The sequence below is a fragment of the Natrarchaeobaculum sulfurireducens genome (assembly GCF_003430825.1).
Classification (GTDB): Archaea; Halobacteriota; Halobacteria; order Halobacteriales; family Natrialbaceae; genus Natrarchaeobaculum; species Natrarchaeobaculum sulfurireducens.
The window spans coordinates 337,050-357,185 of record NZ_CP024047.1; the positions used below are offsets into that span (position 1 = coordinate 337,050).

Consider the following 20,136-nt stretch of genomic DNA (forward strand, 5'->3'; position numbering starts at 1 on the left):
ACTATATTTTGCTATATAGAGCTATATACCTTACGCGACGATCGCCCGGACAGGGACCGTAGCGACTCGAGTCGCCGTGTGACCAATACCCGTCGCTGACGGTCGAATCGCTGGACGAAACTCACGACCTCAGTTGTCGGCGGTATCACGCCTTGTGCCTGTAAAAGACGGTGTCGACTGAGTTTACCGCGCCGGGATCACTCTGCTGGGGCGACCGACTTCTCCAGTCCAGGATAGTCGACGATGATGCCGTCGACGCCCGCTTCTGCCAGTTGCTCGAACTGGAGCCACGTGTCGACGGTCCAGACGTTCACCGTCCGGCCCTCCTCGTGGGCGACCTCGAGGAGATCGATCTCGGGTTCATCGGCGGGAATCGGGCCGTACGATTCGCTTGCGAGCGCGGTTCCGCGGACCTGGTTCCGTGGCGGGTGGACGGCTTCACAGTCGTACCGGCGGGCGATCTCGAGGCCGTCTTCGACCGAGTCGGCGACCAACGCCGCGGCTGGATAGTCGGGGGCGACGTCCCTGGTGGCAGCGAGTGCCCCTTCGTAGAACGACGAGAACAGCACTTCACCGCCGAACCCGTCACAGTCGCTGACGACGCGGTCGACGAACGGAGCCCAGTGGTCGCGTCGGTCGTCGCGATCCGTCCCGGAGAGCACCTCCGCAAACCGGAGGTCGGCGCTTCCCGGATTTTTCAACTCGACGTTGACACCGACGGACTCGGGCAGCGCCTCGAGCAACGCCGAGAGCGTCGGCACGGTCTCGTCCGTCCCGAGCACGTGGGTTTCGGCGAGTTCCTCGAGTGAGGTTTCCCAGACGAGCCCCGAGCCGTCGGTCGTCGGTCGCCCGTCTCGCGTGCCGTCCAGTCGGTCGTCGTGGAAGACGACCGGCGTGCCACAGCTGGCTGGCTGGACGTCGATCTCGATCATCGTCGTCTCCTCGTACGCGGCGGCGTCGGTCGCAGCACCGATCGTATTCTCGGGGAACAGCCCCGCAAAACCGCGGTGTGCGAGTACCTCGGGCGATGACATTACGTCCCCAGATGGCCGCCGGGGTCTTGAACGCTTCTTCGCTCGAACGCCGCCGACACCGTAGACGGAGAGCCGATCGAACCGCCCCCTCGACGCCGGCGCAACGCGTCCACGGGTTAAGCGGCGCTGGCGTACTCATCACGGACGACTATCGGGCTTTCTTCTCGAGGACTGCCACCTTGCGGGAGAACTCAGTGATCGCTTCCTAGCTCCGCGTCACCGTCACCGATCAGTCCGGTGTCGTACTCACTCCGGTCGTCCCGGATGAGTCGACCGGTACCATCGTGTTCGCTGAACACGTCCTCCTCGAGTGCGTCGTTCACCGACACGACGGTCTCGGGTGCGACCTTTTCGGTTACCTCGAACGTCGTGACTGGCCGGACAAGCCCCCACAGTGCACCGATCGCGTGGAAGGTGAACGCGACCGGTGTTACCAGTACGTACACCGGCCACAGCAGCGGATGTTTGTCGTATCCGATCGCCCCGAAGAGCATATACACGAACAAGAACCCGAAGAGTGCTATCGAGAGTAACTCGTAGTATCGCATCGATGGCGTGGTGTGTGGAAACAGCGTCGCTATGACGACTAGTGCCGGGACCACCGGCGAAAACGCCCACGCGATAATTCGTGTGTAGTACAGCGGACGGTACGTTATGGGGAGAAGGTGCCCATCGGCGATGGTCCCCGAGATCCATCGTCGTCGCTGGTTGATCATTGCACGGACGGACGGTGGCGCTTGATTTCTGAATCGCGTATCGTAAACCGCGAACGAGACCCCGTCGGCCTTTGCAGCGTTCCATATGAAGTTGGTATCCTCCGTAATCGTCGCTCGATCCCACGAAATTTGCTCCTCTAGAGAAGCACGAATCGCGACTCCGCCTCCCCATGCGTACAACGGGTACCGCAACCGCGGAAACGCGAACTGCTCGAACTGATAGCCGACCCGGAATAACTCACAGAGATACGTGATGTATGAACCCGTATAAATCGGCTTCTCAGTGAACTGTACGACGTCCGCGTCGGGAAGGCCGTTGAAATCGGTAACGATGGTATCCTCGTCGAGGTATAGCACGTACTCCGACTGACATGGGAGGGTTCGTCGGGCCCACTCGACGGCCCGGCCCTTGTTTATCGCCTTACACTCGAACGACGCCGGAACGACGTGGACGGACGCCCCTTCGATCTCCATCGGCGTCTCCGCGATGACGTGAACAGCATCTACCTCCTCAGGGAGCGCGTCGACAGTCGCCTGAACGATCTCGTGGTTATCGATCGTGAGTACCCGGACCTGAATATCAGAGAGTTCCCAATCGACCTCCTCGGGGTCAATTCCGCCCCCGCGTCCGAGAACGAACACCTCGAACGCCCACCACAGTGCCGAAAACCCGTATAGGACCAGCGCGACCCACAGGAGAATAACGACACCCGTCACCACAGCGTTCATACTGAAGAGATCGATCATTCTCCTCGGTCTACGTGTCACTCAAACCGATCCCCAATAGAACGTTCGGTTTGTACCCCCGTCACGTTCAGACACTGCCTTCGCCGGATCAGTGATCTCTCGAGGGATAGGTTTACGTTCACCCGGACGCTCTCGAGGGCTAATGCCTTCGTTCGATCCTGAACTCCTCGCGGAAGCGGTATCCATCGTCCTCTACACCGTCGTCGCCGTCGTCCTCACGGCCGGCGGAATTTTCGCCGAGTACACGAGCCTACAGCAGTTCGGTGCCGGTGACGCGACCGGCGCGCTCTGGCTCGCGGCGATCGGTGCCGTCATGCTGTATGCAGGCGTCTACGCCCTCGGCTATCGGAAGGTGCTCGTTCGACTGCTCGCGGCCCGTGAGTACGGGAGTCGCTGACTCGCTGTCTGGTTCCCTCGGAGCCACGTTCGAATATCAACATGCGCTGTCCGTTTTCGATCGCTGACGCGTAACCGACCTAACGACGGTGGGCTATCCTTGTCGTCGTCTGCTGGACCGATTCCCCTTTAATGTCGGAGCGAATCACTGCAGGTATGAGCAGGTTCGGCGAGGTCGACGACCAGTACGATCCGCACGCGCTCGAGCAGCGGGTGTTCGACTACTGGGACGAGGTCGACGCCTACGAACGGACGGTCGAGCACCGATCGGACGGTGAATCGTTCTTTTTCGTCGACGGCCCGCCGTACACGTCGGGGTCGGCGCACATGGGGACGACCTGGAACAAGTCGTTGAAAGACGTCTACCTCCGCTTTTTCCGAATGCAGGGGTACGACGTCACCGATCGGCCGGGGTACGACATGCACGGACTGCCGATCGAGACGAAAGTCGAAGAAAAACTCGGCTTCGAGAATAAAAAGGACATCGAGGAGTTCGGCGAGGAGAACTTCATCCAGGAGTGTAAAGACTACGCCGACGAGCAACTCGAGGGACTGCAGTCCGATTTCAAGTCCTTCGGCGTCTGGATGGACTGGGACACCCCCTATCGGACGGTCTCGCCGGAGTACATGGAAGCGGCGTGGTGGGGCTTCTCGAAGGCTGCCGACCGCGGCCTCGTCGAGCAGGGACAGCGCTCGATCAGCCAGTGTCCCCGCTGTGAGACCGGCCTGGCGAACAACGAGGTCGAGTACGAAGACGTCGACGACCCCTCGGTCTACGTCAAATTCGACCTCGAGGACCGTGAGGGATCGATCGTCATCTGGACGACCACGCCGTGGACCATCCCCGCTAACACCTTCGTCGCCGTCGACGAGGAGGGTGACTACGTCGGCGTTCGTGCGACGAACGACGGCGAGGAAGAGCTACTGTACCTCGCCGAACCGAAAGTCGAAGAGGTGCTCTCGGAAGGGCGCTACGACGAGTACGAGATCGTCGAGGAGCTGACCGGCGAAGAGCTGATCGGCTGGTCCTACGAGCACCCTCTCGCCGAGGAGGTGCCCGAACACCCTGACCACGAAGGTGCACTCGAGGTGTACGCCGCCGACTACGTCGACACCCACGGCGACGGCACCGGGCTGGTTCACTCCGCGCCGGGCCACGGTGAGGAGGACTTCGTCCGCGGGCGCGAACTCGGCTTCCCGATCTTCTGTCCCGTCGGCGGCGACGGCGTCTACACCGCGCAAGCGGGCAAATACGACGGCCAGTTCGTCAAAGACGCCGACGAGGAGATCACGGCCGACCTCGAGAAAAACGGCGCACTGCTCGCATCGGGAACGATCCATCACAGCTACGGTCATTGCTGGCGCTGTGACACCGGTATCCTCCAGATCGTCACCGACCAGTGGTTCATCACGATCACGGACGTCAAAGACGAACTGCTCGAGAACATCGAGGACAGCGAGTGGTACCCCGAATGGGCTCGCGACAACCGCTTCCGCGATTTCGTCGAGGACGCACCGGACTGGAACGTCTCCCGACAGCGCTACTGGGGCATCCCCCTCCCGGTGTGGACCCCTGAAGACAGAGACGACGACGGGGCGGCTACCGCCGCCAGTCCAGAGCGCGCCAGCGGGCGCGCGGACGAAGAGATGATCGTGGTCGGCACGCGAGAGGAACTCGCCGAGCGCGTCGACCAGGATATCGACCCCGAGGACGTCGACCTCCACAAAGACACCGTCGACGACCTGACGATCACCGAAGACGGCACCACCTACACCCGCGTGCCGGACGTTTTCGACGTCTGGCTCGACTCCTCGGTGGCGTCGTGGGGCACCCTCGACTTCCCCGAAGACGACAGCCGCTTCGACGAACTCTGGCCCGCCGACTTCATCCTCGAGGCCCACGACCAGACGCGTGGCTGGTTCTGGTCCCAGCTCGGAATGGGGACCGCTGCGATGGGCGAGGTGCCCTACGACAAGGTCTTGATGCACGGCCACGCGCTCGACGAGGACGGCCGCAAGATGTCGAAATCCGTCGGGAACGTCGTCGAACCCGACGAGGCGATCGAGCGCCACGGCTCCGACGCCATGCGGATGTTCTTGCTCTCGGCGAATCCCCAGGGCGACGACATGCGCTTTTCATGGGACGGCATGGCCACGATGGAGAACCACCTGCGGACGCTCTGGAACGTCTTCCGGTTCCCGCTGCCGTACATGCGACTGGACGGCTTCGAGCCGGGCGTTGGGACGGAGTCGCAACGAGGCGGAGGCGGTGACACCGCCGGAGTGACACTCGAGGCGGTGGACGACGACCTCGAGTTGATCGACGAGTGGGTGCTCGCCCGCTTGCAGTCCACCAAAGCGGAGATGACCGACCACTTCGAGGCGTTCCGCCAGGACAAGGCGCTCGACGCCGTCCTCGAGTTCGTCGTCGAGGACGTCTCGCGGTTCTACGTCCAGGCGGTCCGCGAGCGCATGTGGGAGGAAGAGGACAGCGCCTCCAAGGAAGCTGCCTACGCGACGATCTACCACGTCCTCAGGGAGACGGTCGCACTGCTTTCGCCCTACGCGCCGTTCATCAGCGAGGAGATTTACGGCACGCTCACCGGCGACGACGCACATCCGACGGTCCACATGGAAGACTGGCCCGACGTCGACGACTACTGGGTCGACGAGCAACTCGAGACGGACGTCGCCTTCCTGCGCGCGATCGAGGAAGCCGGTGCACACGCCCGCCAGCAGGCTGGCCGGAAACTCCGCTGGCCCGTTCCGCGGGTGGTCGTCGCGGCCGACGACGACCGCGTCGTCGACGCTGTCGACCGTCACACCGGCCTGCTCGAGGACCGACTCAACGCTCGCGAGATCGAACTCGTCTCCGCAGACGACCGCTGGGAGGAACTCGCTTACAGCGCCGAAGCCGACATGAGCGAACTCGGCCCCGCCTTCGGCGGCCGTGCCGGTGAGGTCATGACCGCACTCAACGAGGCCCGGATCGACGAGCCGAGTCTCGAGGCGCTCGAGGAGGCCGTCGCCGACGTCCTCGAGGAGGACGAGTCGATCGAAGAGTCGATGGTCTCGTTCGTCACCGAGACGCCCGACGACATCGCCGGCACCCCGTTCGGTATCGACGGCGACGACCGCGGCGTCGTCTACGTCGACGCGTCGCTCTCCGAGGATATCGAAAGCGAGGGCTATGCCCGCGAGGTCATCCGCCGCGTCCAGGAGATGCGTAAAGAACTCGAACTCGACGTCGAAGAGCGAATCGCGCTGGACCTCGAGATCGACGACGACCGTGTCGCGGACCTCGTCGCCGACCGCAAGGACCTGATCTGCGAGGAGGTTCGTGCCGACGAACTCCGGACCGTCGAGGATGGCCACCGCAAGGAGTGGGACGTCGAGGGAGTGACGATGGAAATCGCCCTCGAGGCGGTTGCGGCGGCTGAAGCATCGGACTAGAGTACGCACCACCGCGGGAGGCGGAGCCGATCGCGCTGTATTTTTGGTCCAGATTTTTGCGCGAGTGGTCGCGAACTGTGTGAGCGACCCGAGCGGAAAAAGGTGGATGCCGAGGTCGCCCTCGAAGCCGTTGCGGCGGCTGAAGCGTCGGATTAGAGCGCGTACCAGCGCGGGAACCGGAGCCGACCGCGGTGGATTTTTGGTCCAGATTTTGAGGTGTGACGAGCGAGCGAAGCGACCTGATCTCGGTCGGGTCGATCCTCGAGCAACCTCCCACACGATCTGACTGTCTGGCGAGCACAACAGTCATGCCCGTTGGCTGTCCATAGAGTTGGCATGAAGCACCTGGTCCCCGTGCTCCTGATCGCGATTCTGGTTGTCAGTCTTCCGGCCGGTGTTGCTGGTGCGGCCGGTGGCACTGTGACGGACTCGAGCGACCACGGTGTGGCCCCGACCGGGCCGACACAGGCGACTGGCGGAGCGAGTGACGTCCCGATTCGGAATCATCTCGGTGCGCCAGCGGCCAGTATCGGCGGGAGCGACGACGTCCTCCACCGGACGACGACGCTTCGGCAGTTGCCCGACCGGCCGGGTGAGTTCGAGACCGAGAAGACGTTCGACGTCCCCGATCCCGTCGTCTCGCTCGAGATCGATCTCGAGTCGAGGGCGACGGTCGTCGGGGCCGAGGGTTTCGAGGAGACCGCCGACGGCACCTATCGTTGGACCGAGGTCGTCGACGAGCCGTCGATCCGGTTTACGATGCCGGCGAACCGAACCGGCGACGTGGGCCACCACGCCGGCGGATCGGCTGTAGGCGATGGGTTCGGTGTGAGTACCTTCTCGCACGGTGGCGAATCGGCCGCTCGCGGCGGTGACGGGTATACCTTCGTCGAGACGGGCGAATGGGGGATCGTCAGGGTGCCTGGGATCAGCGTCTCGTTGCAACAGACGTCATCGGTCGGCGTCGACGAGACAGTCCGAATCGACGGGCCGGGCGCAACCGGCGGCGACCTGGCGTTCTTCGGTGAGGTATCCGAGTACGAGCGACCCGTCGCCGGGGAGACGATCAGGTTGGTCGTCCCCGAGGCAGCCGAAGCCGATCTGGCAGCCGCCCCCGAGACGATCCTCGAGACACTCGCGTGGGGGAGCGAACGCCTCGACGTCGGTGCCCGAAGTGATGACGTGTTCGTCGTCGCCGTGCCCGCCGACCTCGAGTGGGGGCCACAAGGCGTCCAGTACGGTGACTCGGACGCCTGGGTCGTCGCTGACAGCCCGCTCGAGCACCCGGCGAACGTCTGGCTCCACGAGTACGTCCACGTCCGACAGGGCTACACGGGCGACGATGTGGGGACGACGAGCGAGACGCAGTGGCTCGTCGAAGCCCAGGCGGAGTACTACGCGGCCACGCTCGCCTTCGAGAAGGGGCTGATCGAGTTCGACGAGTTCAGTCGCTTCCTCGCGGGCGGGGAACGCTCGCCGTACGCCGACGCCGCCCTCGCCGATCCCGACACGTGGACCGACGACCGCACGGATTACGTGAAGGGGCGGCTCGTCTACGGTGAACTCGACCGTCAGCTTCGGCTCGCGACCGACGGCGACCGAACCGCCGAAGACGTCTTCCGGGTGCTCAACGCCGGTGAGGGGACCCTGACCGGCGAGGCCTACCTCGAGTTACTCGAGCAGGCCGGCGGCGAGACGGTCCGGTCGGCTGCCGAGCGATACGTGAGGAGCGACGAGACGCCCACGATGTGGAGCCAGGCCGATCACGCGGCGGCGTTCGATCTGCAAGGGGCGACGTTCGAATACGGCCTCGACGGTGACGCGTTGGCGGCTGGCGGGGAGTCGTGGCCGCTAACCGAACGCGATGGCCACGACGGGAAGACGACGGCCGTTCCCGTCGACGAGCCCGTTTCGGTTCCCGTGCGCCTCGATAACGTCGGTGACCGGGACGGAACTGCCGACGCCACGCTCGAGGTCGACGGGCGGGTCGTCGACTACACCCAGCCCCATCTCGAGGCTGGCGAGGAGGAAACGGCAAATCTGACCTGGACGCCGGACGAACCCGGCGAGTACACGCTCCGGATCGGCGACGAGACGGTCACCGTGTTCGTCCGTTCCGATGCGAGCGTCCACGTCGCCGACCTCGATCTCGAGCCCACCGAGGTTCGCCCGGATGAACCCGTTACCGCGACGGCGACTGTCGAGAATCCCGACGAGGTGCCCGCCGCGGCCGTCCTCGAGTTCAGAACGCACGAGGGCGGGGTTGGTGACCATCCCGTCTTCCTCGAACCTGGAGAAACCGCGACGATCACCGAGGAGCTGCTGTTCGATGCCGACGGCGAGTACGAGGTCGTGATCGGAGAGCAGTCGGCGACGGTCGTCGTCCAGACGACCCCACCGGCGGAACTCGAGCAGGTCCCCGGATTCGGCCTCGCCGCCGCCGTGCTGGCGCTGTCGGTGGCCCTCGTCGCTGCCCGAATCGATCGGGCTCGTCGTCGGTAGCCGGTGTCGACTCGCGCGCGTAACTCATTCGCCCACGTCCTGTTCGCCTCCGTCGTGTTCAGTCACGCCGTGTCACTCGAGTCCGATCAGCCGGAGGCGTGCCGACGACGCTCAGAGGTGGTCGGCCAGAACAGGGGCGACCGACACCGCACTTGCCTGCCGTTCGATGGTGTCGGTGCCGTAGATCGCCTCGACGCCCGCCCGAGCGAGTTTCGTGTACGCGTTGCGGACGAGCAGCGGATGGATGCAAGTGACGAAGACGCGACCGACGTCCCGTTCGCCGAGGACAGCGATGGCTTCGCTCATGGTCGAACCGGTCGCGATGATGTCGTCGGTGACGACGACGTCTCGGCCGGCCACGCCGACGTCGCTGGGAGTGATCTCGACCTCCGTTCCGGAGTGACGGGTCTTCTCGAAGTAATCCGTCTCGCCCGTACCGTAGGCATCACGGACCGTCTCAGCCAGCCCGACCGCCCCGGCGTCGGGCGAGAGGAAGACGGGGTCAGCGAGGTCGGCAGGCAGCGGCTCAGCGAGCTGGCCTGCGGCGTCGACGGCGCTCGCTGTCGGCTCGAAAAAGTCACAGACGCCCGTTTCGTGGGGATTGACGGTTACGACACGGTCCGTGCCGGTCGAGATGGCTCGGGCAACGGCGCGTGCAGAGATCGGCTGGCCCACGTCGAACTGCCTGTCCTGGCGGCCGTAGCCCATGTACGGCAGCACCGTGACGATCTCGTCGACGCCCGCTTCGCCGAGGGCGTCCTGTAGCTGAAGCAGCTCGACGTGGGCGTCACTCGAGACCGTCGAGGCGACGACGATCGCTCGCTTGCTACCCTCGAGTTCCGGGATAGACGCGAGCAGTTCACCGTCGGGAAACCGTTCGGAGTCGACGGGAGCGAGTGGTTCCTCGAGTTCGCGTGCGAGCGAGGCGGCGAGCGCCTGTGAGGCGGATCCGCTGACGATCATATGCGAGCCCACAGCCCGCGGGGTAAACCCGTTTTCGTTCTCCCGGTCGCCAGGTTCGTCGGCCGATAACCGCTTACGCCGTTGGTGCCAGCGCGAGCGCTCGAGCGTCGTCGACGCCGAGCGACCGCCTCCGCCAGGCCGGTGAGTCAGGGTCGTCACTCGCCACGAGGAACGTGCCGTCGGCCGTCACCGCGTAGGTCGGCTCGCCGTAGGCGACGTCGACGATCCGGCCGTCCGGCGACTCGAGCGTCCGCCACGCTTCCCCGTCGTACGCTGTGACCGCCTCGTCCGCGACGGCGTGTGCTCGTTCGAGACGGCCGTACTCGTCGCCCGGACTCGAGGCGACGACGTCGAACGGTCCATCGCGGATCGCCATCCAGCCGTTACCGAGTTTGTACAACCCGTCGGCAGTGGCCGCGAGCGGAACGCTCGCTGCGGCGACGTCGCGAACGTCGGTGAGGCCGGCGTGGTCGAGGTCGCCGCCGTGGACGCGATAGACGCCGCTTTCGGTTCCGACGAGGGAGCCATCGATCGCGTTGACCGCCGCGAACGGTTCGTCGGTGAGACGTTCCCACCCGTCTTCGTCGGCTCGTCGGCGGGCGACTCGTCCCGTCTCGTCGGCCGCCAACAGGTCCGAGCCGTCGGCCCCGACGGCGACCGCCGGGCCGAACCCGGTTTCGACGAACGCGGGGCCGTCGTCGCCCTCCTCGAGGGCGAGAATGCGAACGTCTTCGTCCGTCGCGACGGCGAGGGCGTCGTCGGTCGCGGCGAGGTCGCGCGCGTCACAGCGGGCTCGAAGCGAGAACTCGCCGATGGCGTCGTCGGCGACGTGGACGCGAACGACTCCGATCGAACAGGCGACGTAGGCGTCGACCGCCCCGGTTCGGTCGCCGTAGACGCGTTTCTCCTCGATCGATTGCATACGTACACGCTCGCGACCGCCGGCCGAAAGCGTTCCGTCTCCGACGCTGGCTTCGGATCCACGCTGAGACGGTTCGGAATCCCTTTGAGGTGGCCCCACAGACTAGACACCGATGGAAGTGTTCGGATCCAGCGGGACACGCGGCGTCGCAAACGAGGAACTGACGCCCGCGTTCGTCCTGCGCGTCGCGAAAGCGGCGGGAACGGCCTGGGGGGCCGACCGGGTCGCGATCGCCCGCGATACGCGATACACCGGTCGGATGCTGGCCGACGCAGCCGCAAGCGGGCTCGCGAGCACGGGCACCGACGTCGACCGCCTCGGGATCGTTCCTACGCCGGGTGCACAGTTCTATGCCGAACGCGAGGGCGTTCCGGTCGTCGTCGTCACGGCCTCACACAACCCACCACAGTACAACGGCATCAAGCTCGTCGGCCCCGACGGGGTCGAACTCGCCGTCGCCGATCTCGAGGAGATCGAGTCGACGCTGCTCGGAGAGACCTACACCGTCGCCCCGTGGGACGAGACGGGTCGCGCTCGGGCCATCGAGGGTGTCACCGACGACTACGTCGACGCCTTGCTCGCGTCGGCTGACCGCGAGGCGATCGCCGATGCCGACCTGACCGTCGCGCTCGATCCGGGCCACGGTGCCGGCGCGCTCACGAGTCCCGAATTCTTCCGGGAACTGGGCTGTCGCGTCGTCACCGTCAACGCCCAGCCCGACGGCCACTTCCCGGGTCGGGACCCTGAACCCGTCCCCCGAAATCTCGAGGATCTCGGCCGGCTCGTTCGGGCCACCGATGCCGACGTCGGCATCGCTCACGACGGCGACGCCGACCGTGCGATCTTCTTCGACGAACACGGCGCGTACGTCGAAGGTGACGCCACCCTCGCCGCGCTCGCTGCAGCCGAACTCGAGGCCGGCGATACGGCCGTCTCCGCGGTCAACGTCTCCCAGCGGCTGGTCGACGTCGCCGCCGACGCCGACGCCGACCTCGAGCTCACCCCGATCGGATCGACGAACATCATCACCCGCATCCGCGAACTCGAGGCCGGCGGCCGGCCGGTCCCGATCGCTGGTGAGGGCAACGGCGGTATCTTCTTCCCCGGCTACCGCCTCTCGCGGGACGGCGCCCACACCGCCGCGCGCTTTCTCGAACTCGTCGCCCAGCAGCCGGTGAGCGAGATCGTCGCCCCCTTCGACGGCTACGCCAACGTCCGCCGAAACCTCGAGTACGAGTCGACCGCCGAACGCGACGCCATGCTCGACGCGGCGGCGAACCACGCCCAGGCCGCCGACGCCGAACTCAACACCCGTGACGGCTACCGCCTCGATTACGGCGATGCCTGGGTGCTCGCCCGCCCCTCGGGGACCGAACCTCTCGTGCGAGTCTACGCGGAAGCTCGCGACGAAGATCGGGCGACCGAGCTGGCGACCGAGCTGTACGAGACGCTCCTCGACGCGAAAGCAAGCGCCTGAGTCGATTACAGGCGGAGTAGCGCAATGTCACGGCCTTCAGGCCGTGGATACGCGCGTAAGCTTGATCAGGCTGTATTCCGTAGACGGCAGTACCGGAGTTCCCACGTTGAGAAACGCCGTCTTTGACGACACCACGGCTTCGCCGTGACTTCTCGCGTGGTAACAAATCCGACTGAACCAGTCCACGACGTACCGGCTTGGCCGACGCGAACCGTGGTACCGTGCGGGCTGAATACCCCGCCGTGGAGGGACGAGCGGTATTCGTCGCGTCGAAACGCCGACCGCGCGTCGGACGGAAGGCCCGTTTGGCCGGGCTATACGCGCTGTAACGCACGTCCTTGGTCACAACTGGGCGGCGACCGTCGACGTGGGACGCGAAAGCGTACTTCGCCACCGAGGAAACGCGCAACCTTGAACTCCGCTTCGCGGATTCCCGCGTCTTCAGGCGCGGGAGGAGGTCAATCTCTATACGTTCCTGTCGCTCGCGCTGGTCCGCTACGTCACCTCACCGACCCATCCGAGCCACTACTTCGGTTAGACCGGGTCGTCGACCTCGAGTGCGGTCTCGAGTCGCTCGCGCTCTGTTCGCAAGGACTCGAGTTCCTCGGCAATTTGTCCGTCTGCCAGCCGCTCGCGCTCGGCTGGGGACAGCTGGTCGACCGCCTGGGCGGCGGTCTGGAGTCGATCGTAGTCGGGATCGAACGTCAACTCGCGGACCTCGCGCAAGGCGGTGACGGTTTCTTCGTCGCCGACGCGCTCGACGAACGGCCGGTACTCGCGGGTCTTCCGGCGGAGGACGCCGGCCGACTCCGGCGGCCAGCCGATCGTCAGCGGGTCTGCGTCGATTCCGTCGAGGTAGGTTCGCTGGGTGGCAACCCGTCGTTTCAGGGCGTCCGCGTCTGCGACCAGGTGGGTGAGTTTCGACCGGGAGTGCTCGGCGTACTCGAGTAACTCGGGGATCGAGTGTTCCCCGTCCGGACTCTCGTCGACGTATTCGCGAAGGTCGTCCGGCGGCCGTTCGTAACCGACGAACGGGTACCACCGGCTGCGCTCGAGTAGCTCGAAGACCTCGCGAGTGGCAGCCTCGAGTCGGTAGTCGGCGAACGCCTCGCGGATCGCCGCGTCGTAAGCCTCGATCGGCTCGCGCAGCCGTTCGACGGGGGCCTCGAGATCCGCGTTTGCGAGTTCGAGCAGCCGTTCGCGCTCGTCGATCTCGTCGTCGATCGTCCGAATCCGCATCGATGCGGCCTTGCGCGCCTCCGAGAGTTCGTCGCGGGCGGCGTCGCGTTCGTCGATCAACTCTGCATACTGGGTCGCGGGCTCGAGGGCGCGGTGTGCCGCCTCGAAGTCTGACTCGCTGAGCCGGCGTTTGTCGATGGCGTCGAGCGCGTTCTCGAACGCTGCACGGTCTCGCAGATCGTCGGACAGGCTCCCGACGAGCGCGGTGAACTGCCCCTCGAGTTGGACGTAGGATTTGAAGGTTTCCCGGCCGGTGCCGGTCGCTCTGCCGACGTAGTCGTCGAGGAGCTTCGTCGCCTTCCGGTAGGCGTCTGCGGCGTCCTCGACGGCCGTACCGCCGTGGTCGTCGACGTCGGCTTCGATTCGCTCGAGGCGCTCGCGGGCGGCTTCGAGGCGCTCGAGTGGTGTCCCCTCGACTGACTCCTCGTCGTTGGCCTTTGAAGAACCGGCGTGCTCGCTCATCAGTCGTCGTAGACGGCATCGGGGTCGAACACTTCCTCACCGACGTGCTCACCCTCGATCGTTCGGTAGAAACACGATCGGTGGCCCGTATGGCAGGCTCCGGCCTCCTGGTCGACCAGATAGAGCAGGGTGTCGGCGTCACAGTCGACGCGAACTTCCTCGACGCGCTGGACGTGCCCGCTCGTCTTGCCTTTCTGCCACAGTTCGTCCCGGCTTCGGGAATAGTAGTGGGCGAATCCAGTCTCGCGGGTCTTGGCGAGCGCGTCCGGGGAGACGTACGCGAGCATCAGCACCTCGCCGGTTTCGGCGTCCTGTGCGACGGCGGGGACGAGTCCGTCCTCGCCGAAGTCGACTGCTACGTCGTCATCCATGTCCGGATGGTTGTTCGTCGCGGCGATAGGTCTTTTGCCGCCGACGTCGCAGCGATGAATCGATCAGTCGGTGGTGAGATCGCCGACCTTCTCCTCGAGTTCGACGACGATCCGCCGTTGATCGGTCGTTTCGACGACGATTCCGTCGGTCGCGTCAGCGACCTCGTCGGCCGCGGACTCGGCCCGTTCGACCATCGACAGTACCTCCTCGACGCTGGCAGCCTGATCGTCGTTCGCTCGGGCGACCTGATCGATCTGGTCCGAGACCGACTCGACGGACTCCTCGATGTCGGCGAACGAGCCGGCGACCTCCTCGATCGAGTCCTCGATCGACTCGATCTGGCCGTGGGCTCGGTTGGCCGCGGTCACGGTCTCTTCGGTCGCGGCCTGCAACTCGCGGATGTAGTCCGTTATCTCGCCGGTGTGGGCCTGGGTCTCCTCGGCTAGCGACTTGATTTCGTCGGCGACGACCGCGAAGCCAGCTCCGTCATCGCCCGCGGTGGCGGCCTCGATCGAGGCGTTGAGCGCGAGCAGGTTCGTCTGGTCGGCGACGCCATCGATTATCTCTACGACGCCTTCGATCTCTTCGAGGTTACTCGAGAGTTCGTCGACGGTCTCGACGAGCTGATCGCTGACCTCCCGGACGTCCGAGCCAACGACTTTCGCCTCGTCGCTCGCCTCGACACCCGTCTCGACCCGTTTCCGCGCGTCCGCCACAGCTCCAGTGACTTCGCTCGACGTCGCGGCGATCTCCTCCATCGTCGCACTGAACGTGTCGAGCTCGCTCGTTGCCTCCCTGAGTGCGGTGTTTTGCTCCTCGACGGTTCTGTCGACCGTGTCGGCAGTTTCTGCGGCCTCGTGGATAGAGTCGGCGATCCGTTCGGTCGTGTCCGTCACGTCCCCAACCAGCCCCTCGAAGTTGTGCGCCATTTCGTTGACCTCCGCGACGATCTCGAGGAGGTCGTCGTCAACGGCGTCGTGTTCGTCCTCGTAGTCGACGCGAGCGGAGAGTTCGCCGTCACCGATCCGCTGGAGGACGTCGGTGACGTTCGCGACGAGGTCGGTCATCGCCTCCTCTCGGTGGACCTCCATCGTCTGGTCGCGGATAATCTCGAAAACGGCCTGGAACGCGCCGTCGCCATCGAAGATCGGGACGGCCCAGAACTCGACTTCGATCTCCTCGCCGTTCAGGTTCGTCGCGGTGCTGGTGTCGTAGAACACCGGTCCCTCGGCGTACGGCGTCTCGTAACGCTCGACGCCGTGGACCTCATCGGCTCGCCGTGGTTCGTCGACCACCTTCTCTGCGAGGGTCAGCGTTCGTGTACCGTCGTTGTAGGTCGCCTTCACGACGCTGTTCTGGGCGGTCTCCCCCATCGCCTCCGTTCGGTCCATCCCGACGAACGCCGTGTGGCCGTAGTTCCAGCCCACAACGCGGTCCTCGGCGTCGAGCATGTAGACCGGAAACGGTATGGCCTCGAGCACCGCCTCGATCGTCAGGTAGGCGTCGGCGTACTCGCCCGACGCGGCCGCCTCGAGGTCCGCCAACCGATCCGCTACGGCGGCGGTCTCCGAGAGCACTCCGTTCATCACCGACTGCAGTTCGTCCAGCGCGGCCGCCGGGTCCTCTTCGGCCCGGACTCTGGCGGCCTCGAAGGCGGCTTCAACGGCTGGCTCGTACGAGGTAATCACCTCCCCGGGGGAACAGCCCTGTTTGGCGTACCGTTCGGTCTCCGCCGCGGCGTCGTCGTCGTTCCACGCCGACGGATCGCTGACGGCCCGTGCCAGCCGGTTGGCACGACTGTCGTGGATGCCGTCCGGGAGATCCGTCCCGAAGGCGGTCCCCATCTCTTCGGGTCGAACCTCGGCGTCGCCCGTCCTCGCCGGGCCGGAACCGTCGTGGACCGCCGACGGTTCGGCTCCCGATCTGCCATCCGCGCGCTCGGAGACGTGCTTCCCGTCTCCGCGTTCGCTGTACTGTTGCCGTCCGTCCGACTCTCCGGTCTCGCGTCTACCGAATAATCCCATGCCACACCCAGTACCAGTATCCAACAAATACCTTCTTGCCGAGTGGCCGACACCATCTGGGAGGCTCATTGCGTGTCGACGTCGACGGACCCGTCCCTGCACAGTGAGTTTCATCGGACGTTCTCAGCCAGCGTACTCTCACGAGAAGTTATCAGTCCGCCCGTGGAGCGCCGTTCTAGATGTCCCACTCGACAACTCCTCGTCGCGGCGTCCTCGCCGCGGTGGCCGTGATACTGGCAGGTTGTACCGGCAGTGGCGATCCCGAAGCGGACTCGAGCGACGATTCCGAACCCGACGAGCAACCGGGGCCCGACGACGGGACCGACGACTCGGACGGCGGGGATGACGAACCGATCGATCGCGAGGAACACGTCCCTGACCGCGACGTCGAACCCGACTGGGACACTGCGGCGTCGTTTCGCAAGTGGCTCCTGTTCGAGTCGCCGGTCGACGGCGGCAACCGGCGGTTCGATTACACCGAGTCGTTCCCCGACGACGTCGATCTGTCGGCCGTCCTCCCCGAGTTCACCGAGCTGACGATCGACGACATCGACGGCCACCTCGTCCAGGGCTTCACGCAGGTGTTTCTCGGCTCGTTCGACCCCGACGCGATCGCCGACGACGCGGAGGGTGACGACGACGCCGAGGTCGTCGGCGAGTACGAGGGGTACGCCGTTATTTCGGAGGTGATGCCCAGCGGGCAGGCACGCACGCTTGCGGTCGGCGCGGACGCCATCGTGATCGGTGACGATTACGAGGCCCGGATCGACGCCCGCCACGGCGACGGCGAACGCCTCGAGGACGTCGACCCCGAGTTCACTCACCTGTTCCAGCAACTCCCCCACGAGGGGACGATCACCGGCGAGTACGACAGCCCGGAGGGCGTCCTCGAGATCGACGAGATCTACCTCTGGGGCGTCTCGAGCGAGTCGCCGATGGCCGACGAGATGGCCTGGGTGTTCGTCATGGAACACGCAGACGACCTGACCGAGGACCTCCTCGCGGACCTCGAGGACGTCTCGAGCGACGTCTCCGACTCGTCGATTGACGGCCGGACTGCGATACTAACTGGTGCGCCACCCGAGATGTCCGAGGCTGAACCGGGCGAGTCGGCTGACTGATCGGACGGTTACGTGTCTCGGCGCTTGATCTGTGGTGTGCCGGGAAGTCGGCACAGCAGTCCGTCTCAGAGCCCGATCTGGGCGCTAAACAGAATCGCGTTGTAGAAGCCGTGGATCGCCATCACTAACACGATGTTTCGATACCGTTCGTAGACAGCTCCGAGTACGATCGAGAGCGCGAAGATGACCCCGAGCGAGACGAGAGCGGTCGAGAGCGCGCCGGTCAGATACGCCGGGAGATGGACGGCAGCGAACAGGACCGAGGTGCCGACGATGGCCCCGATGCCGCCGAACGCCGGTCGCATGTAGTTCTGGATCAAGCCTCGAAAGAGCAGTTCTTCGACGGGACCGATGACGAGGATCGATAGCGCCGCGAGCCCGAGGTAGTACGACGCCGGAGCGTCCTCGTCGAACAGCGCGTGATCGGACGCCGGAACGCCGAGGAGGTCACTGACCAGTCCCAGAGACATCGCGATGGCCAACAGCGCGATGACCGCGCCGACGCCGACGAGCAGCTCCCGCGGCGACGGCACTGCGAAGCCGACGACTCGCTTTGGGACCCAGCCGGTCGAAAACGAGAGCACGGCGGCCAGGACGGTACCGACGCCGAGTAAGACCGCCTCCGCCACGACGAGGGCGATCATCCCGTCACCGGCGATCAGTTCCTCGAAAAGCGCTTGTTCACCCGAGAGGAGGAGGACTCCGGCGACGGCGAACATCAGGGCGATGCTCGCGGCGATGACGAACGCGAAGACGCCGACGACGTAGCCGATGGAGCCGACAACGGCGATCAACGGCGATCGAGGCGGCTGTTCGTTCGGCGACGAGCCGTCGGCTGAACTCGAGTCCGGCGGGCCTCCAGGCGGGTCCGTGCTGGGGGGCGTCGACTGCGGGGGCGACATACATCACCCTTCGAGCAACGAGACAATCAGTGTGGCGGAACGCGTGATCTACGCATTCGATGTCGCTCCCGCTCGTCGACTCGAGCGTGTCGGGGCCGTGTCTCGAACAAAAATCGGTGGCACCGACGCCCTCGAGTCGACGCCGGTCGTTCGTGTGTCGGCTACGACTGGCCGTTGAGTGTGATGTAGTCGACGCCGATGACCCGGCCGTCGTCGTTGAGTTCAGCTTTCGCCTCCTCGGGGACCTGGCTATCGACGTTGTAGACGGTCAGCGCCTCGCCACCGATCGTCTCCCGGGCGTTGAACATGCCGGCGATGTTGACGTCGTGTTTGCCCATCACGGAGCCGATAAGGCCGATGACGCCCGGTTCGTCGGTGTTACGCGTGACGACCATCTTTCCGTGGGGGATGGCGTCGACGCGATAGCCGTCGACGCGGACGATTCGAGGGTCGTCACCGGCGAAGAGCGTACCGTCGACGGTGACCGAGTCGTCGCCGTTTTTGACCGTCACGGAGACCAGACTCTGGAAGTCCTCGGCCTGGCGTGTCTTCGACTCGGTAACCTCGACGCCACGGTCGTCGGCGATCTGGGGTGCGTTGACCGCGTTGACCTGCCACTCGAGCGGCTCGAAGACACCTTTGAGCGCGCTCGCGGTCACGAACTCGACGTCCTCGTCGGCGATCTCGCCCTCGTATGCGACCTCGACGCCCTCGATGCGACCGTCGAGCAACTGGGCGGCGACCTTGCCGGCGGTGTCGGCGATCTCGACGTACGGCTCGACACGGGGGAACGCGCTTTCGTCGATCGATGGCGCGTTGAGCGCGTTTGCGACGGGTTCGCCCTCGAGGGCGGCGACGACCTGTTCGGCCGTCGAGGTGGCGACGTTTTCCTGGGCTGCCTCGGTCGACGCGCCGAGGTGGGGCGTGACGATGATCTCGTCGTGTTCGAGCAGCGGCGAGTCCTCGGCCAGCGGCTCTTCGGCGAAGACGTCGAGTGCTGCCCCGGCGACCGTGCCGTCTTCGACTTTCGCCGCCAGGGCGGCTTCGTCGACGATCCCGCCACGGCCGACGTTGACGAGGTAGCCGTCCTCGAGTAAGTCGAGTTCGTCCTCGGCGATCATGCCCTCGGTCTCGGGGGTCAGCGGCGTGTGGATGGTCAGGAAGTCCGCGCGCTCGAGACACTCCTCGAACTCGACGAGTTCGGCGCCGATCCGCTGGGCGCGCTCCTCGGAGATGTAGGGGTCGAACGCGGCGATATCCATCCCCAGCGAGTGGAGTTTCTTCGCGACTTCCTGGCCGACGCGGCCGAGGCCGACGACGCCCAGGGTCTTGCCGTTGAGTTCGGCACCGAGGTAGTCGCCTTTGGCCCACTCGCCGGTTTTCAGGCGGACGTGTGCCTGTGGAACCGAGCGGGCGGTGGCGAACGCCATCGCGACGGTGTGTTCGGCGGCGGCGCGGACGTTCCCCTCCGGTGCGTTCGCGACGATGACACCCTCGTCGGTGGCGGCGTCGATGTCGATGTTGTCGACGCCGATCCCTGCACGGCCGACGATGACCAGTTCCTCGGCCGCCGAGAGTACCTCGTCGGTGACCTCGGTGCCCGAGCGAACGATCAACCCACCCGCGTCGGAGATCGCCTCGAGGAGGTCCTCACCCTCGAGTTCGTAGCCTGTCTCGACCTCGTGGCCGGCGTCTCGCAGTACGTCCAGACCCGCATCCGCGATGGGGTCCGTGACGAGTACCTTCATGCGCGAGACAATCGGGTGGAAGAGGTAAACCCTTCCGTTGTCGCCCTGGCGAGGCAAA

The 20,136-nt window shown here is 65.4% G+C and carries 14 protein-coding genes; 5 read left to right on the forward strand and 9 right to left on the reverse strand.

The genetic code is table 11. From position 1 onward, the window contains the following. Positions 1-197: 197 nt before the first annotated feature. On the reverse strand, positions 198-1,034 hold the full coding sequence (locus AArc1_RS02930; protein WP_117362830.1) for a glycerophosphodiester phosphodiesterase: 837 nt from the start codon (positions 1,032-1,034) through the stop codon (positions 198-200). A gap of 191 nt (positions 1,035-1,225) precedes the next feature. Then, positions 1,226-2,497, reverse strand: a complete 1,272-nt coding sequence (locus tag AArc1_RS02935; protein WP_228442378.1) for a glycosyltransferase family 2 protein — start codon at positions 2,495-2,497, stop codon at positions 1,226-1,228. 142 nt (positions 2,498-2,639) lie between these two features. Between AArc1_RS02935 and AArc1_RS02940 the strand changes: the two genes are divergently transcribed. The 3 genes from AArc1_RS02940 (at position 2,640) to AArc1_RS02950 (ending at position 8,848) form a co-directional block, all read left to right on the forward strand. Continuing rightward, entirely contained in the window at positions 2,640-2,894 is a 255-nt protein-coding gene (locus AArc1_RS02940) for a hypothetical protein (RefSeq protein WP_117362831.1), read from the forward strand. A gap of 155 nt (positions 2,895-3,049) precedes the next feature. After that, positions 3,050-6,346, forward strand: coding sequence for an isoleucine--tRNA ligase (ileS, locus tag AArc1_RS02945; protein WP_117362832.1), 3,297 nt, complete (start codon positions 3,050-3,052; stop codon positions 6,344-6,346). Between the two features lie 336 nt (positions 6,347-6,682). Continuing rightward, complete coding sequence (locus AArc1_RS02950; RefSeq protein WP_117362833.1) at positions 6,683-8,848, forward strand: CARDB domain-containing protein; 2,166 nt, start codon at positions 6,683-6,685, stop codon at positions 8,846-8,848. Positions 8,849-8,959: 111 nt separating this feature from the next. On the opposite strand, the gene AArc1_RS02955 is transcribed toward AArc1_RS02950, so the two are convergent. After that, the gene (locus AArc1_RS02955) at positions 8,960-9,811 is read right to left on the reverse strand and encodes a ribose-phosphate diphosphokinase (RefSeq protein WP_117362834.1); all 852 of its coding nucleotides are present in this window, start codon (positions 9,809-9,811) and stop codon (positions 8,960-8,962) included. A gap of 73 nt (positions 9,812-9,884) precedes the next feature. Next, complete coding sequence (locus tag AArc1_RS02960) at positions 9,885-10,733, reverse strand: HVO_0234 family beta-propeller protein (protein ID WP_117362835.1); 849 nt, start codon at positions 10,731-10,733, stop codon at positions 9,885-9,887. Between the two features lie 112 nt (positions 10,734-10,845). On the opposite strand from AArc1_RS02960, the gene glmM reads away from it, so the two are divergent. After that, positions 10,846-12,210, forward strand: a complete 1,365-nt coding sequence (gene glmM / locus AArc1_RS02965) for a phosphoglucosamine mutase (protein WP_117362836.1) — start codon at positions 10,846-10,848, stop codon at positions 12,208-12,210. A 534-nt stretch (positions 12,211-12,744) separates the two neighbouring features. Here glmM and AArc1_RS02970 read toward each other — a convergent pair. From AArc1_RS02970 to AArc1_RS02980, 3 genes are all read right to left on the reverse strand, one after another. Further along, on the reverse strand, positions 12,745-13,911 hold the full coding sequence (locus tag AArc1_RS02970) for a DUF7118 family protein (protein WP_117362837.1): 1,167 nt from the start codon (positions 13,909-13,911) through the stop codon (positions 12,745-12,747). Beyond that, positions 13,911-14,282: a phosphoribosyl-AMP cyclohydrolase gene (hisI, locus tag AArc1_RS02975; RefSeq protein WP_117362838.1), complete on the reverse strand. Its 372-nt coding sequence runs from the start codon at positions 14,280-14,282 to the stop codon at positions 13,911-13,913. Before hisI ends, AArc1_RS02970 begins: the two co-directional genes overlap by 1 nt. Before the next feature lie 63 nt (positions 14,283-14,345). After that, on the reverse strand, positions 14,346-16,307 hold the full coding sequence (locus AArc1_RS02980; protein ID WP_161958283.1) for a methyl-accepting chemotaxis protein: 1,962 nt from the start codon (positions 16,305-16,307) through the stop codon (positions 14,346-14,348). A 179-nt stretch (positions 16,308-16,486) separates the two neighbouring features. Between AArc1_RS02980 and AArc1_RS02985 the strand changes: the two genes are divergently transcribed. Continuing rightward, complete coding sequence (locus AArc1_RS02985) at positions 16,487-17,428, forward strand: hypothetical protein (protein ID WP_117362840.1); 942 nt, start codon at positions 16,487-16,489, stop codon at positions 17,426-17,428. A gap of 65 nt (positions 17,429-17,493) precedes the next feature. On the opposite strand, the gene AArc1_RS02990 is transcribed toward AArc1_RS02985, so the two are convergent. Beyond that, entirely contained in the window at positions 17,494-18,330 is an 837-nt protein-coding gene (locus tag AArc1_RS02990; protein ID WP_117362841.1) for a CPBP family intramembrane glutamic endopeptidase, read from the reverse strand. 161 nt (positions 18,331-18,491) lie between these two features. Then, positions 18,492-20,078 (reverse strand): phosphoglycerate dehydrogenase, encoded by a 1,587-nt coding sequence (gene serA, locus AArc1_RS02995; protein WP_117362842.1) that lies wholly within the window; start codon positions 20,076-20,078, stop codon positions 18,492-18,494. Between the last annotated feature and the right edge of the window lie 58 nt (positions 20,079-20,136).